The sequence below is a fragment of the Superficieibacter electus genome, from assembly GCF_002915575.1.
Lineage (GTDB): Bacteria > Pseudomonadota > Gammaproteobacteria > Enterobacterales > Enterobacteriaceae > Superficieibacter > Superficieibacter electus.
The window spans coordinates 74,026-86,859 of sequence record NZ_PQGD01000006.1 but is presented as its reverse complement, the minus strand read 5'-3'; the positions used below and the strand labels follow the sequence as shown (position 1 = coordinate 86,859).

The window sequence follows — 12,834 nt, the reverse complement described above, 5'->3', positions numbered from 1 at the left end:
ACACTAATACTTTTACTGTAGACCTGATTATCATGGACAAATTTGACGCTAATCGCCGCAAACTGCTGGCGTTAGGTGGCGTTGCGCTGGGCGCAGCTGTCATCGTACCGACGCCTGCATTTGCCACCCTCTCGACCCCACGTCCGCGTATTTTGACGTTGAACAACCTGCATACCGGGGAATCAATTAAAGCGGAGTTTTTCGATGGCAGAGGCTATATTCAGGATGAATTAGCAAAACTAAACCATTTTTTCCGTGACTATCGCGCGAATAAAATAAAATCCATCGATCCGAAATTGTTTGATCAGCTTTATCGTTTACAGGGATTGCTGGGCACGCGTAAGCCGGTACAACTTATTTCCGGTTATCGTTCATTAAACACTAACGATGATCTGCGCAGGCACAGTAGCGGTGTGGCAAAAAACAGCTACCACACCAAAGGGCAGGCAATGGATTTTCACATTGAAGGCCTTTCATTAAGTAATGTTCGCAAAGCCGCGTTATCTATGCGCTCAGGTGGTGTAGGATACTATCCGAGTAGCAACTTTGTGCACATTGATACCGGGCCAGTGCGCCACTGGTAATCAGTGCTTAATGAATCAGGAGCAGCATGAACTATCGTATTATTCCGGTTACGGCCTTCTCCCAGAATTGTTCACTGATCTGGTGTGAACAGACAAAACTGGCGGCGCTGGTCGATCCTGGCGGTGACGCCGAACGCATTAAACAGGACGTTGCCGCGTCCGGCGTGACGCTAATGCAAATTTTGCTCACCCATGGGCACCTCGACCACGTGGGTGCCGCAGCGGAGCTGGCGGAATTCTACAGCGTACCGATTGTGGGGCCGGAAAAAGAAGATGAGTTCTGGCTTCAGGGATTACCCGCGCAAAGCAGGATGTTCGGGCTGGAAGATTGTCAGCCATTGACGCCGGATCGCTGGCTTAGCGAGGGCGACAAAGTGAGCGTTGGTAACGTGAGTCTTGAGGTATTACATTGTCCGGGCCATACGCCAGGGCACATTGTTTTTTTCGATCCACTCTCGCGTCTGCTGGTATCCGGGGACGTGATTTTTAAAGGCGGAGTGGGGCGCAGTGATTTTCCGCGCGGCGATCATGGTCAGCTTATTGAGGCGATCAAGCGAAAATTGCTGCCGCTGGGTGATGACGTGACGTTTATCCCCGGCCACGGCCCAATGTCGACGCTTGGCCATGAAAGACTGCATAACCCTTTTCTTCAGGATGAGATGCCGGTCTGGTAAAGCCTGTTGCTGAAAAAAAGCCGCAAATGGATGCGGCTTTTTTTATGGCGTTATCGCGCTTACAGCACCGCGACGATTGCCTCGCACAGAGGTGACATATTATCAGGCGTCATCCCGGCCACGTTAACGCGTCCGGAGGCCACCGCATAAACTCCAAACTCTTCGCGCAGACGCAGCACCTGGTCTTTCGTCAGCCCGCTAAACGAAAACATGCCGTTTTGTTGGGTGATAAAACTAAAGTCACGATTTGCGCCTTTTTCCTGAAGTGTGTTAACGAACAGTATCCGCATACGTTGAATACGCTGACGCATATCGTTCAGCTCCTGCTCCCAGATGGCGCGCAGCGCGTCGTTGCTGAGAATAGTCGCTACCACCGCAGCACCGTGTGCCGGTGGGTTCGAGTAGTTTGCACGAATCGTCGATTTCATTTGACTGAATGCGCGATCGGCGGTTGCCGCATCACTCGCCACCAGCGTACAGGCCCCGACACGCTCGTTGTACAGGCCGAAGTTTTTGGAGAATGAACTGGCGACAATCAGCTCCTGGTGCAGGGCGGCAAACGCGCGCAGGCCTTCGGCATCTTCTTCCAGCCCGCGGGCAAAACCCTGATAGGCGAAATCGAACAGCGGTAACCAGCCTTTTTCAACCGACAGTTGCGCCAGCTGTTGCCACTGTTCCAGCGTAGGATCGATACCCGTCGGGTTATGACAGCAGCCGTGGAAAAGCACCACGTCACCTGCCTGCGCCTCATTCAGGCTCGCCAGCAGGCCATCAAAATCGAGCGCATGATTCGCAGCGTCATAGTAGTTGTATTCACGGACCTCCAGGCCCGCCGCGTTAAACACACCTTTATGGTTTGGCCAGCTCGGATTACTGACCCAGACCCGCTTAACGTCGGTATTCTTCGCGATAAAATCGGCCGCCACGCGCAGTGCGCCGGTACCACCAGGCGTCTGGGCAGTGCGAGCACGTTGATCGCTGACGATCGTGCTGCCCTTGCCGAATAACAGCTCCTGAGTACAACGGCCAAATTCCGCAATGCCGTCAATGCCGAGGTAGTTTTTGGTGTTTTCATTTTCCAGCAGATATTGTTCTGCTTTCTTCACGCTGGTCAGTACCGGCGTTTTGCCGGTTTCATCTTTATAAACGCCGATACCGAGATTAATTTTTCCCGGACGGTCATCGGCACGAAACAGATCGGCAAGGCCCAGAATTGGGTCCGCGGGGGCTGCGGTAATGTTCTCAAACATGGCGAAGTTCCATTGTGATTACAGAAGGGAGATCCGCTATCAGGTTAACGGGAGATTGAGCAAATGCCAACCGTTTGCGACAAAAAGCGCGGGTCTTTTTACAGGAGAAAATTTTTTGCTGACAGACATAAAAAAACAGGACCGAAGTCCTGTTTTTCAAGCATATAACAGTGGTGTTATTAGAACTGGTAAACGATACCCACTGCAACAGTGTCATCAGAACCAATGCCCAGCTCGTTGTCGCTGTCGATTTGGTTGATGATGTAGTCTACGTAGGTAGACATGTTTTTGTTGAAGTAGTAGGTAGCGCCCACTTCGAAGTAGTTGTAGATATCAACATCGCCAATACCTTCAACATCTTTCGCTTTAGATTTGGTATAGCCCAGGGACGGACGCAGACCGAAGTCGAACTGATACTGTGCAACCAACAGCACGTCTTCAGTTTTGTTCGCGTAACCGCTTACGTCAACACCATTACGGGTGCCGGAAATGCGGGAAGCGTTACGGGTTTCGCTATAGGTTGCTGCCAGGTAGACGTTATTCGCGTCATACTTCACAGACGTTGCCCACTGCTCAGCTTTCGCACCGTCGCCCAGAGCCATTGCTTCCTGGTCATTGGTACGGTCAGCTGCACCATAAGCACCTACGATACCGAAACCGTCAACTTCGTAGCTCAGAGAGCCAGCCCAGCCGTCGCCGTTAGAACGGTTAACGGTAGAACGCTCGTTTTTGCCCAGGTACTGTGCAGCAAAGTTCAGACCGTCAACCAGACCGAAGAAGTTGGAGTTACGGTACGTTGCCAGACCGCCAGTACGGCCAGCGAAGAACTGGTCAGAAGCTGCAGTGTCGCCGCCGAATTCAGGCAGCATGTCGGTGTAACCCAGAGCATCGTAAACCAGGCCGTAGTTACGACCGTAGTCGAAGGAGCCTGCGTCACCGAATTTCAGACCGGCGAATGCCAGACGGGTTTTGTTGCCGTTCTGCGCGTCAGCGCCTTCAGAGTTGTTACCGTTGAACTGATATTCCCACTGGCCGTAACCGGTCAGTTGGTCATTAATCTGAGTTTCCCCTTTAAAACCAAGACGGGCGTAGGTCTGATCGCCGTCACCACCGTAGCTGTTATCGCCGTTATCTTTTGAGAAGTAGTGCAGACCTACTGCTTTACCGTAAATATCAACTTTGTTGCCATCTTTGTTGTAAACTTCAGCAGCGTTAGCCGCACCCGCTACCAGCAGGGCAGGGATAACCACTGCCAGGATATTGCGCTTCATCATTATTTATTACCCTCATTGGTTTTTTTTTGAACACCTGCCACTGCCGCCAATAAATTCTGTCAATATAAATTTACGGAACCATTGATGAGAGTTTGGTGTCTTTCTGTGTCTGAGAGGCATCTTTCCATTCATAACAACGTTTCGCTAGCCTGAAAGTGCTACAAATGTCTTAAATAGGTAACAAAAAGAAATAATGTGTAAAATTTTGTGTATTTTGAGGAACTTTGTGAGTCACCTCTAAATTCCGAAGTGATTGAGTGTTAAAACAGCGCTTTGTATCCTATATATATGAAATCCTTATATTTAATTTAGATAAAAGCCTTTCTTATCGCTAAAGCGATCCATTCACGTTTTTTCCTCTGGCAAAATTTAGCCATCCAGACTTCCGTTATTTGGGGTTAAATTATGCTATGGGGTAAGAAATAACTTAGGCGCAATAAGAATGTGGGATAAATTTTGTACATTTTTGTAACTTTGAAATGGCATGTTACAGTCCTGACGCGAAAGCAGGTTGAAAGGCGTTTTTGCTGAAGGTTATTGACAAAATTAAGCGAATTAAAGAAAAGCCAGCTAAAGCTGGCTTCAGACTGCTGACAAACGTTATACCGTGGCATGATGCCTGGCGGCGCTTCGCTTGCACAGGCCTACGGATTATGCATAACGTATTGATGTTGGAGGTTTTGGTAGGCCGGGTAAGGCGAAGCCACTACCCGACAAAATGGCGAACACAGCAGAACATCAGGTTTAACATCAACCACAAAGCCAGCCGAAGCTGGCTTTGTACTATCAGAACGTTGCGCTGCGCGGGGTGCGCGGGAAGGGGATAACATCACGCACGTTTTGCACGCCGGTGACATAGGCAATCAGGCGCTCAAAACCAAGACCGAAACCGGAGTGCGGCACGGTGCCGTAGCGGCGCAGATCGCGATACCACCAGTAATCCTCTTTGTTGAGGCCCATTTCAGCCATACGCGCGTCCAGTACGTCCAGCCGCTCTTCACGCTGCGAACCACCGATGATTTCACCGATGCCCGGCGCGAGGACATCCATCGCCGCCACGGTTTTACCATCTTCGTTAAGACGCATGTAAAAGGCCTTAATATCTTTCGGATAGTTTTTCACCACCACCGGCGCTTTGAAATGTTTCTCCGCCAGGTAGCGTTCATGTTCCGAGGAGAGATCCACGCCCCAGTAAACCGGGTTTTCAAATTTCTGCCCGCAGTTTTCCAGGATAGTGACCGCGTCGGTGTAATCTACCTGCGCAAAGTCGGCTGCAATAAAGCGCTCCAGGCGTTCAATGGCGTCTTTATCAACGCGTTCCGCGAAGAATTTAAGATCATCCATACGCTCGTCAAGTACCGCTTTGAAGACATATTTCAGCATGGCTTCTGCCAGACGGGCGTTGTCTTCGAGATCGGCAAAGGCGATTTCCGGCTCCAGCATCCAGAACTCTGCCAGATGGCGACTGGTGTTGGAGTTTTCCGCGCGGAAGGTTGGACCAAAGGTATACACTTTCGATAGCGCGCAGGCATAGGTTTCAGCGTTCAGCTGGCCCGACACGGTCAGGAATGACTCTTTACCGAAGAAATCTTTATCGAAGTCAATCTTACCCTGATCGTTGCGCGGCAGGTTTTCCAGATCCAGCGTGGAGACACGGAACATCTCACCGGCACCTTCGGTGTCTGACGCGGTGATAAGCGGCGTCGATACCCAGAAAAATCCCTGTTCGTGGAAGAAACGGTGCAGCGCCTGCGCCAGTGTATGACGCACGCGAGCGACTGCGCCAATCAGGTTGGTACGCGGACGCATATGCGCCACTTCACGCAGATACTCAATACTGTGGCGTTTAGCCGCCATCGGGTAGGTATCCGGATCGTCAACCCAGCCTGCAACCTCAACCGACGTTGCCTGAAGTTCAAATGCCTGGCCCTGTCCTGGCGACGCGGTGACGATGCCGGTCACGATGACCGAGCAGCCGGTGGTCAGGTGCAAAACATCATCATTGTAATTAGGCAGAGAATTATTTATGACGGCCTGGACAGGATCAAAGCAGGAACCGTCATAAACGGCGAGGAAGGAGATGCCAGCTTTTGAATCTCGGCGGGTACGCACCCATCCGCGCACGGTGACTTCACTGTCAACGGCAACGCGGCCCTGGAGTACGTCGGCTACAGGCACAACGCTCATAAATAGTCTCTCTGTAATCTGTTAATAGTCCAATGAACACATCAATATCCACCGCTCAGGCGGGGGATACCTATGTTACCTGTCATCCGCTATCAGACAAGCAGAATTCGCAGCGAGAAGGGAAGAAATCGGAAAATAACAATGACAAAGGGAGCCGTTGCGGCTCCCTTCAGACGCTAGCTGGCCTTTTTGACATTGGGCAGGTCAAAGGCCTTTCGCAGCGCGCGAACAAATGCTTTGTCGTGGCAAATCGTTTTACCCGGGCTGTCGGACAATTTGGCAACCGGCTTTCCGTTACATTCCACCAGCTTAATCACGATATTCAGTGGTTTCACCTGTGGAATATCGCAGGTCAGACGGGTGCCGATACCGAAGCTTAAATTAACCCGGTCGGCAAAGTGTCGGTAGAGATCAAACGCTTTGTGCAGATCGAGGTTATCGGAGAACACCAGTGTTTTACTCAGCGGATCAATGCCGAGCTTCTGATAATGGGCAATGGCTTTTTCGCCCCATTCTACCGGGTCGCCGGAGTCGTGGCGCAGCCCCTGGTAGCGGGTGGCAAACTCAGGGCCAAAGTCGCGCAGGAAAGCATCCATGGTGATGCAGTCGGTGAGGGCAATGCCGAGCTGGTCGGGGTATTCGTTCAGCCAGGCGGCAAGCGCAGCACGCTGGCTGGTGGCGAGATCCGGGCTGATTTGCTGGTGGGCCTGGAACCATTCATGCGCCTGGGTACCCATCGGGGTCAGCGACAAACGACGCGCGAGGTCGTAATTGCTGGTGCCGACAAACCACGGCTCCTGCTGTAAAAGCTGGACGATGGCCTGCTGAACGTCGCGGGAAAAGCGGCGGCGGGTGCCAAAATCCATCAGCCGGAATGCGGACATGTCGGTGTCTGCCGTGAGCGAGGAAAATGCCTGAAGCTTGTGCTCCAGCGCCTCCAGCGCCAGCTGTGTGGTCGCCTCAGGAGAGCGGTAGCGGTGCACCAGCTCACTCACCACCGCCAGCAGTGGAACCTCCCACATGATCACTTCACGCCACGGCCCGGCAAGACGAATGTTCAGCTTGCCGTCTTCGTTACTGACCGTCACCTGCGTCGGGTCGTAGCGAAAATGGCGTAGCCAGTCGAGATAATCTTTCTGGAAGAAAGGCAAACCGGAGAGCCACTGGTATTCGTCATCCTGCAAGCGGAGGGACTGCATCGCCTCGACCTGTTCACGAATGGCATCTGCATAAATGCCCAGCAGATCGTCTCCACGGCAGCGAAACTCAGCCGCGACCTGTACATCGTAGTAGTGGTGGAATACCGCCTGCTGCATATGCAGTTTGTAGGCGTCTGTATCAAGCAGCGAGTGCAGAACAGGAGAAGCGAATTGTATCATGGTGCGCTGTAGCGTCCTCTTCAGGAGCGTTTCCATCTCAAACCAGGCAGATAAAAGACGCAGAAGTATACCCTGATTATCTGTTTATTAAACCCCGATCACAACACAAGCTGACAATTGAATCGAGAGCATTTCGTGCCACATGTTATGTAAATGTAGAAATTAAATGGTTAACCAAAAGAAAAATAAGGTTTTTCTGTCCCGGTATCCTTTCAGTTGCGTACCATTCTGTTATACGGGGCCGCACTTTTTTTGTTTAGTATAGCGAACCATTTCCCTCATAATGAGGTGTCCGCATCGTCTACCCCGTAATACAGTTTTCCCAGCTTGATTAATGCCCGCCCCTGCGATTTGCGATGCAAATTGGTGTCGCGCAGCGAATACACACAACCGCAGTACTCCTGCTGATAAAACTGTTCACGCTTGCTGATTTCAATCATCCGCGCCGAGCCACCCTGCTTGCGCCAGTTATAATCCCAGTAAGCCAGACCGTAAGCGGACGCGGCGCGATGGCCGCAATCGTTAATCTGTTGCATATTTTTCCAGCGTGAAATGCCCAGTGAACTGCTGATGACCTTAAACCCGTTTTCGGCAGCGTAAAGTGCGGTACGCTCAAAACGCATATCAAAGCACATGGTGCAACGCGCGCCGCGCTCCGGTTCCCACTCCATCCCTTTAGCACGTTCGAACCAGTTATCGGTGTCGTAATCTGCATCAATAAACGGCACGCCGTGTTTTTCAGCAAAGCGAATGTTTTCATCTTTACGCAGCAGGTATTCCTTGTGCGGATGGATATTGGGATTGTAAAAGAAAATAGTGTAATCAATGCCCGATGCCTGAATCGCTTCCATCACCTCGCCGGAGCAGGGCGCGCAGCAGGAGTGCAAAAGTAGCCGGGTCTCGCTATTGGGCAGCGCTAATATCGGGCGGGTAAATTTCTGCATTAATGATCTCCGAAAGCTAAAAACGTTATCTGGCACAATAACAAATGCTGAACATTTTTTTAACCTTCAGGCGCAGGCAGATGTGGTAAGTTGCCCCTTTAGCTGCGAAAGATGAAGATTCTGCGTAGCGCGATCCAGGCAACAGGAATAGACTGGAATCGATACATAACTGAAGATGCTAAAGGTTTTTTATGACACAACAGCCACAAGCCAAATACCGCCACGACTACCGTGCGCCTGACTACCTGATTAGTGATATTGACTTGACCTTTGATCTGGATGCCGCAAAAACCGTCGTGACAGCGGTAAGCCAGGTTTCTCGTCAGGGGGCGTCTGAGGTTCCACTGAAACTGGACGGCGAAGATTTAACGCTGGTCTCGCTGCACGTCAACGATCAGCCGTGGAGTGACTATCAGCAGGAAGAACGTCATCTGGTGATTTCTGGCCTGCCGGAGCAGTTTACCCTGCGCATTGTTAACGAAATCAGTCCGTCAGCGAACACTGCTCTGGAAGGGCTTTACCAGTCTGGCGACGCGCTCTGTACGCAGTGCGAGGCTGAAGGCTTCCGTCATATTACCTGGTATCTTGACCGCCCTGACGTGCTGGCGCGTTTTACCACTACATTAATTGCTGATAAAGCGAAATATCCGTTCTTACTCTCCAATGGCAACCGTATCGACCAGGGCGAACTGGAGAACGGTCGTCACTGGGTGCAGTGGCAGGACCCGTTCCCGAAACCGTGTTATCTGTTTGCGCTGGTAGCCGGCGATTTCGACGTGCTGCGAGATACCTTTACCACCCGCTCGGGTCGCGAAGTGGCGCTGGAGCTGTTTGTCGATCGTGGCAACCTCGACCGTGCGCCGTGGGCGATGACCTCGCTAAAAAATTCCATGAAGTGGGATGAAACGCGCTTCTCACTTGAGTACGATCTCGACATCTATATGATCGTGGCGGTGGACTTCTTCAACATGGGCGCGATGGAGAATAAAGGGCTGAACGTCTTTAACTCCAAATACGTGCTGGCGCGTACCGATACCGCGACCGACAAAGATTACCTTGATATTGAGCGGGTGATCGGCCACGAATACTTCCATAACTGGACCGGCAACCGCGTGACCTGCCGTGACTGGTTCCAGCTCAGCCTGAAAGAGGGGCTGACCGTGTTCCGCGATCAGGAGTTCAGCTCCGATCTTGGTTCGCGTGCCGTTAACCGTATTAATAACGTTCGCACCATGCGCGGACTGCAATTTGCCGAAGATGCCAGCCCGATGGCGCACCCGATCCGCCCGGAGCAGGTGATCGAAATGAATAACTTCTATACCCTGACCGTTTACGAGAAAGGCGCAGAAGTTATCCGCATGCTGCATACGTTGCTGGGTGAAGAGAATTTCCAGAAAGGAATGCAGCTTTATTTCGAACGCCATGATGGCAGCGCGGCGACTTGTGACGATTTCGTGCAGGCAATGGAAGATGCTTCAAACGTTGATCTGTCTCACTTCCGCCGCTGGTACAGCCAGTCAGGCACACCGGTTGTCACCGTGCGCGACGATTACGATGCGGAGAACAGCCAGTATACTCTGACAATCAGCCAGCGCACGCCGCCAACGGCTGAGCAGCCGGAAAAAGGCCCGCTGCATATCCCGTTTGATATTGAACTGTATGACAGCGAAGGGAACGTCATTGCCCTGCAAAAAGGCGGTCATCCGGTGCATCATGTGCTGAATGTGACCGAAGCCGAGCAGAGCTTTGTGTTTGAGAATATTGACACGCCACCCGTGCCATCGTTGCTGCGTGAGTTTTCCGCGCCGGTGAAACTGGAGTACAAATGGAGCGACCAGCAGCTTACCTTCCTGATGCGCCATGCGCGTAACGATTTCTCCCGCTGGGATGCGGCGCAAAGCCTGCTGGCCATCTGGATCAAACTGAATGTGGCCCGCTCTCAGGCGGGGCAGCCTCTCTCTTTACCGGTTCATGTAGCCGATGCCTTCCGCGCGATTTTGCTGGATGAGCATATCGATCCCGCGCTGGCGGCGGAAATCCTGACCCTGCCGTCAGCAACGGAAATCGCCGAGTGGTTTGATATCATCGATCCTGTTGCCATTGTTGCGGTGCGCGAAGCGCTGACCCGCACGCTGGCCACCGAGCTGGCGGATGAGTTTCTGGCGGTGTACAACGCCAATAAACTGGATGCTTACCGCGTTGAGCATGTGGACATTGGTAAACGCGCGCTACGCAATGCCTGCCTGCGCTACCTGGCATTTGGTGACGAGGCGCTGGCGGTGAAACTGGTCAGCTATCAATATCATCATGCCGATAATATGACCGATGCGCTGGCGGCGCTGGCGGCGGCGGTGGCGGCACAGTTACCGTGTCGCGACACGTTGATGCAGGAGTATGATGATAAATGGCATCAGGACGGTCTGGTAATGGACAAGTGGTTTGTACTGCAATCCACCAGCCCGGCGGAAAACGTGCTTGAAACGGTGCGTAGTTTGCTCAATCACCGTTCGTTTACCCTGAGCAACCCGAATCGCATCCGCTCGCTGATTGGCGCGTTTGCCAGCAGTAACCCGGCAGCGTTTCATGCCGAAGACGGTAGCGGCTATACCTTTATGGTGGAGATGCTCACCGAGCTTAACCGCCGTAATCCGCAGGTTGCTTCACGCCTGATAGAGCCGCTGATCCGTCTGAAACGCTATGACGAAAAACGTCAGGCGCTAATGCGCGCTGCGCTGGAGCAGCTAAAAAATCTGCCCGATCTTTCAGGTGACTTGTACGAGAAAATCGTAAAAGCGCTGGCCTGATAGTTTTTCATTGCCACTTAAGCCGGGTAAACATCGCGTTTCCCGGCTTTTTTATGGCGTCATGTCCCTGCCAGATAAATAACTTATCTATTCGTGGAACGAGAAAACGATCACAAAATCACCACTCAAGATCTGTCACATTTAATTGGTCCTAATTAAGGACTAATTCGCGAGAACATCCGCATACCTTTACCAGCGGGGGGCACCCCCTTTAATGGAGTTCGGGATGAATGCTCTTGATTACATCGTAATGGCGCTTTACGCGCTGATGATTGTGGCAATAACGCTGTGGGCGATGAAAAGAGTCGACAGCACGCGAGACTTTTTTGCTGCTGGCGGCAAAATGCCCTGGTGGTTATCCGGCGTATCCCACCATATGTCGGGTTACAGCGCTGCCGTGTTTGTCGCCTACGCGGCAGTGGCCTACAACGCCGGGATTACGATCTATTTTTGGTGGGCGCTGCCCATCGCACTGGCCGTGCTACTCGGTGCATGGATTTTCGCGCCGCGCTGGGCACGGCTGCGTATTCATATGGACATTGAGTCGCCGATGGAATATCTGGCCATGCGCTACAACCGTCCCACCCAGCAGGTGCTGGCCTGGAGCGGGGTAATGTTAAAAACATTTGATGTCGGGGCAAAGTGGGCGGCCATCGCGATTATCATCAACGTTTTTACCGGCCTTGATCCCATTATTGGTATGTGTATTTCCGGTACGCTTAGTATGTTTTATACCGTCATGGGCGGGTTATGGGCTGATGCCTGCAACGATTTTGGCCAGTTTATCGTCCAGTTTGTGGCGGCTATCGTAATGGTGGTGGCCGTAGCAATGCACCTCGGAGGATTTGGCGAACTGGTAAGTATCTTTGAGAGGCTGCCTGCCCACCATACGCAGATCATCCAGGAGCCCTATACGCTCGGCTTCATTCTGGCTTACCTGGTTATTTATACCCTGAGCTACAACGGGGGAACATGGAATCTGGCCCAGCGTTTTATCGCCTCTCCAGGCGGGCGGGAAGCACGCAAGGCGGCGCTATTATCGTCGGCGTTATATCTGATTTGGCCGCTGGTGCTGTTTCTGCCAATGTGGGCGGCACCGCTTATTTATCCCACGATCAGCGATCCCTCACGTTCGTACTCCATAATGGCGATGGATCTGTTACCCAATGGTTTGATTGGACTGGTATTAATTGCCATGTTTACCCACACCCTGTCCATGACCTCATCAGACGCGAATGCCATTACGGCGGTGGTGACGCGTGACATCCTGCCGGCCATGTGGCCTAAAAAATTTAAACGTGGTGAAACGTCACTGTTGGTCGCGCGTACAACGGCTTTTTTATTCATCATAACCACGCTTATCATTGCCGTGAACGCCTCCCGATTCGGCGGCGTATTGTCCCTGTTAGTGATTTGGTTTGGCGGGCTGGTAGGGCCAGGTGCCATTCCAATGCTGTTAGGCCTCTTGCCGTGGTTCAGACGTAGCGGCAGCGCTGCGGCCATTGTGAGCTGGGCCACGGGTGTCAGTGCCTTTTTTATTGTTAAATTTGTCCTCTCAGAGGCCAGTACCGCCATGATAGTAGCGGCCCCGGTGCTCTTATCGCTGGCAGTCTATGTGGGATTTGGCTGGCTGCGACCCTCCGCCGTACGCCCTGAAGTGGATCACATGCTGGCAGCGCTGAGTGCAGAGGCCGATCGCGCTTCAGTTGAACAAATCCCTGATTCACAGGAGGTGTAA

9 protein-coding genes are annotated in these 12,834 nt (G+C 52.3%); 4 read left to right on the top strand and 5 right to left on the bottom strand.

The window, feature by feature from the left end; all coding sequences use genetic code 11:
- The first annotated feature begins 32 nt into the window (after positions 1–32).
- Together mepK and CHU32_RS08690 are read left to right on the top strand one after the other, a co-directional pair.
- Complete coding sequence (gene mepK, locus CHU32_RS08695) at positions 33–584, top strand: peptidoglycan L,D-endopeptidase MepK (protein ID WP_103675397.1); 552 nt, start codon at positions 33–35, stop codon at positions 582–584.
- 26 nt (positions 585–610) lie between these two features.
- On the top strand, positions 611–1,258 hold the full coding sequence (locus tag CHU32_RS08690) for an MBL fold metallo-hydrolase (protein ID WP_103675396.1): 648 nt from the start codon (positions 611–613) through the stop codon (positions 1,256–1,258).
- 59 nt (positions 1,259–1,317) lie between these two features.
- On the opposite strand, the gene CHU32_RS08685 is transcribed toward CHU32_RS08690, so the two are convergent.
- The 5 genes from CHU32_RS08685 to CHU32_RS08665 all read right to left on the bottom strand — a co-directional run bounded on the left by CHU32_RS08685 (position 1,318) and on the right by CHU32_RS08665 (position 8,292).
- The gene (locus CHU32_RS08685) at positions 1,318–2,508 is read right to left on the bottom strand and encodes an amino acid aminotransferase (protein WP_103675395.1); all 1,191 of its coding nucleotides are present in this window, start codon (positions 2,506–2,508) and stop codon (positions 1,318–1,320) included.
- A gap of 179 nt (positions 2,509–2,687) precedes the next feature.
- Positions 2,688–3,782 carry a porin OmpF gene (gene ompF, locus CHU32_RS08680; RefSeq protein WP_103675394.1) on the bottom strand — a complete coding sequence of 365 codons (1,095 nt, stop codon included), beginning with the start codon at positions 3,780–3,782 and terminating at the stop codon, positions 2,688–2,690.
- A gap of 786 nt (positions 3,783–4,568) precedes the next feature.
- Positions 4,569–5,969, bottom strand: coding sequence for an asparagine--tRNA ligase (gene asnS / locus CHU32_RS08675; protein ID WP_103675393.1), 1,401 nt, complete (start codon positions 5,967–5,969; stop codon positions 4,569–4,571).
- A gap of 176 nt (positions 5,970–6,145) precedes the next feature.
- Positions 6,146–7,348 carry a nicotinate phosphoribosyltransferase gene (gene pncB, locus CHU32_RS08670; protein WP_103675574.1) on the bottom strand — a complete coding sequence of 401 codons (1,203 nt, stop codon included), beginning with the start codon at positions 7,346–7,348 and terminating at the stop codon, positions 6,146–6,148.
- Positions 7,349–7,626: 278 nt separating this feature from the next.
- Entirely contained in the window at positions 7,627–8,292 is a 666-nt protein-coding gene (locus CHU32_RS08665) for an epoxyqueuosine reductase QueH (protein ID WP_103675392.1), read from the bottom strand.
- Between the two features lie 191 nt (positions 8,293–8,483).
- Between CHU32_RS08665 and pepN the strand changes: the two genes are divergently transcribed.
- Together pepN and CHU32_RS08655 are read left to right on the top strand one after the other, a co-directional pair.
- Positions 8,484–11,096, top strand: a complete 2,613-nt coding sequence (gene pepN / locus CHU32_RS08660; RefSeq protein ID WP_103675391.1) for an aminopeptidase N — start codon at positions 8,484–8,486, stop codon at positions 11,094–11,096.
- Between the two features lie 226 nt (positions 11,097–11,322).
- The gene (locus CHU32_RS08655) at positions 11,323–12,834 is read left to right on the top strand and encodes a sodium:solute symporter family protein (protein WP_103675390.1); all 1,512 of its coding nucleotides are present in this window, start codon (positions 11,323–11,325) and stop codon (positions 12,832–12,834) included.

Bases quoted from the DNA above. Each gene is read 5' to 3' on its own strand.
- mepK (WP_103675397.1), top strand. From the start codon at position 33: ATGGACAAATTTGACGCTAATCGCCGCAAACTGCTGGCGTTAGGTGGC.
- CHU32_RS08690 (WP_103675396.1), top strand. From the start codon at position 611: ATGAACTATCGTATTATTCCGGTTACGGCCTTCTCCCAGAATTGTTCA.
- CHU32_RS08685 (WP_103675395.1), bottom strand. From the start codon at position 2,508: ATGTTTGAGAACATTACCGCAGCCCCCGCGGACCCAATTCTGGGCCTT.
- ompF (WP_103675394.1), bottom strand. From the start codon at position 3,782: ATGATGAAGCGCAATATCCTGGCAGTGGTTATCCCTGCCCTGCTGGTA.
- asnS (WP_103675393.1), bottom strand. From the start codon at position 5,969: ATGAGCGTTGTGCCTGTAGCCGACGTACTCCAGGGCCGCGTTGCCGTT.
- pncB (WP_103675574.1), bottom strand. From the start codon at position 7,348: ATGATACAATTCGCTTCTCCTGTTCTGCACTCGCTGCTTGATACAGAC.
- CHU32_RS08665 (WP_103675392.1), bottom strand. From the start codon at position 8,292: ATGCAGAAATTTACCCGCCCGATATTAGCGCTGCCCAATAGCGAGACC.
- pepN (WP_103675391.1), top strand. From the start codon at position 8,484: ATGACACAACAGCCACAAGCCAAATACCGCCACGACTACCGTGCGCCT.
- CHU32_RS08655 (WP_103675390.1), top strand. From the start codon at position 11,323: ATGAATGCTCTTGATTACATCGTAATGGCGCTTTACGCGCTGATGATT.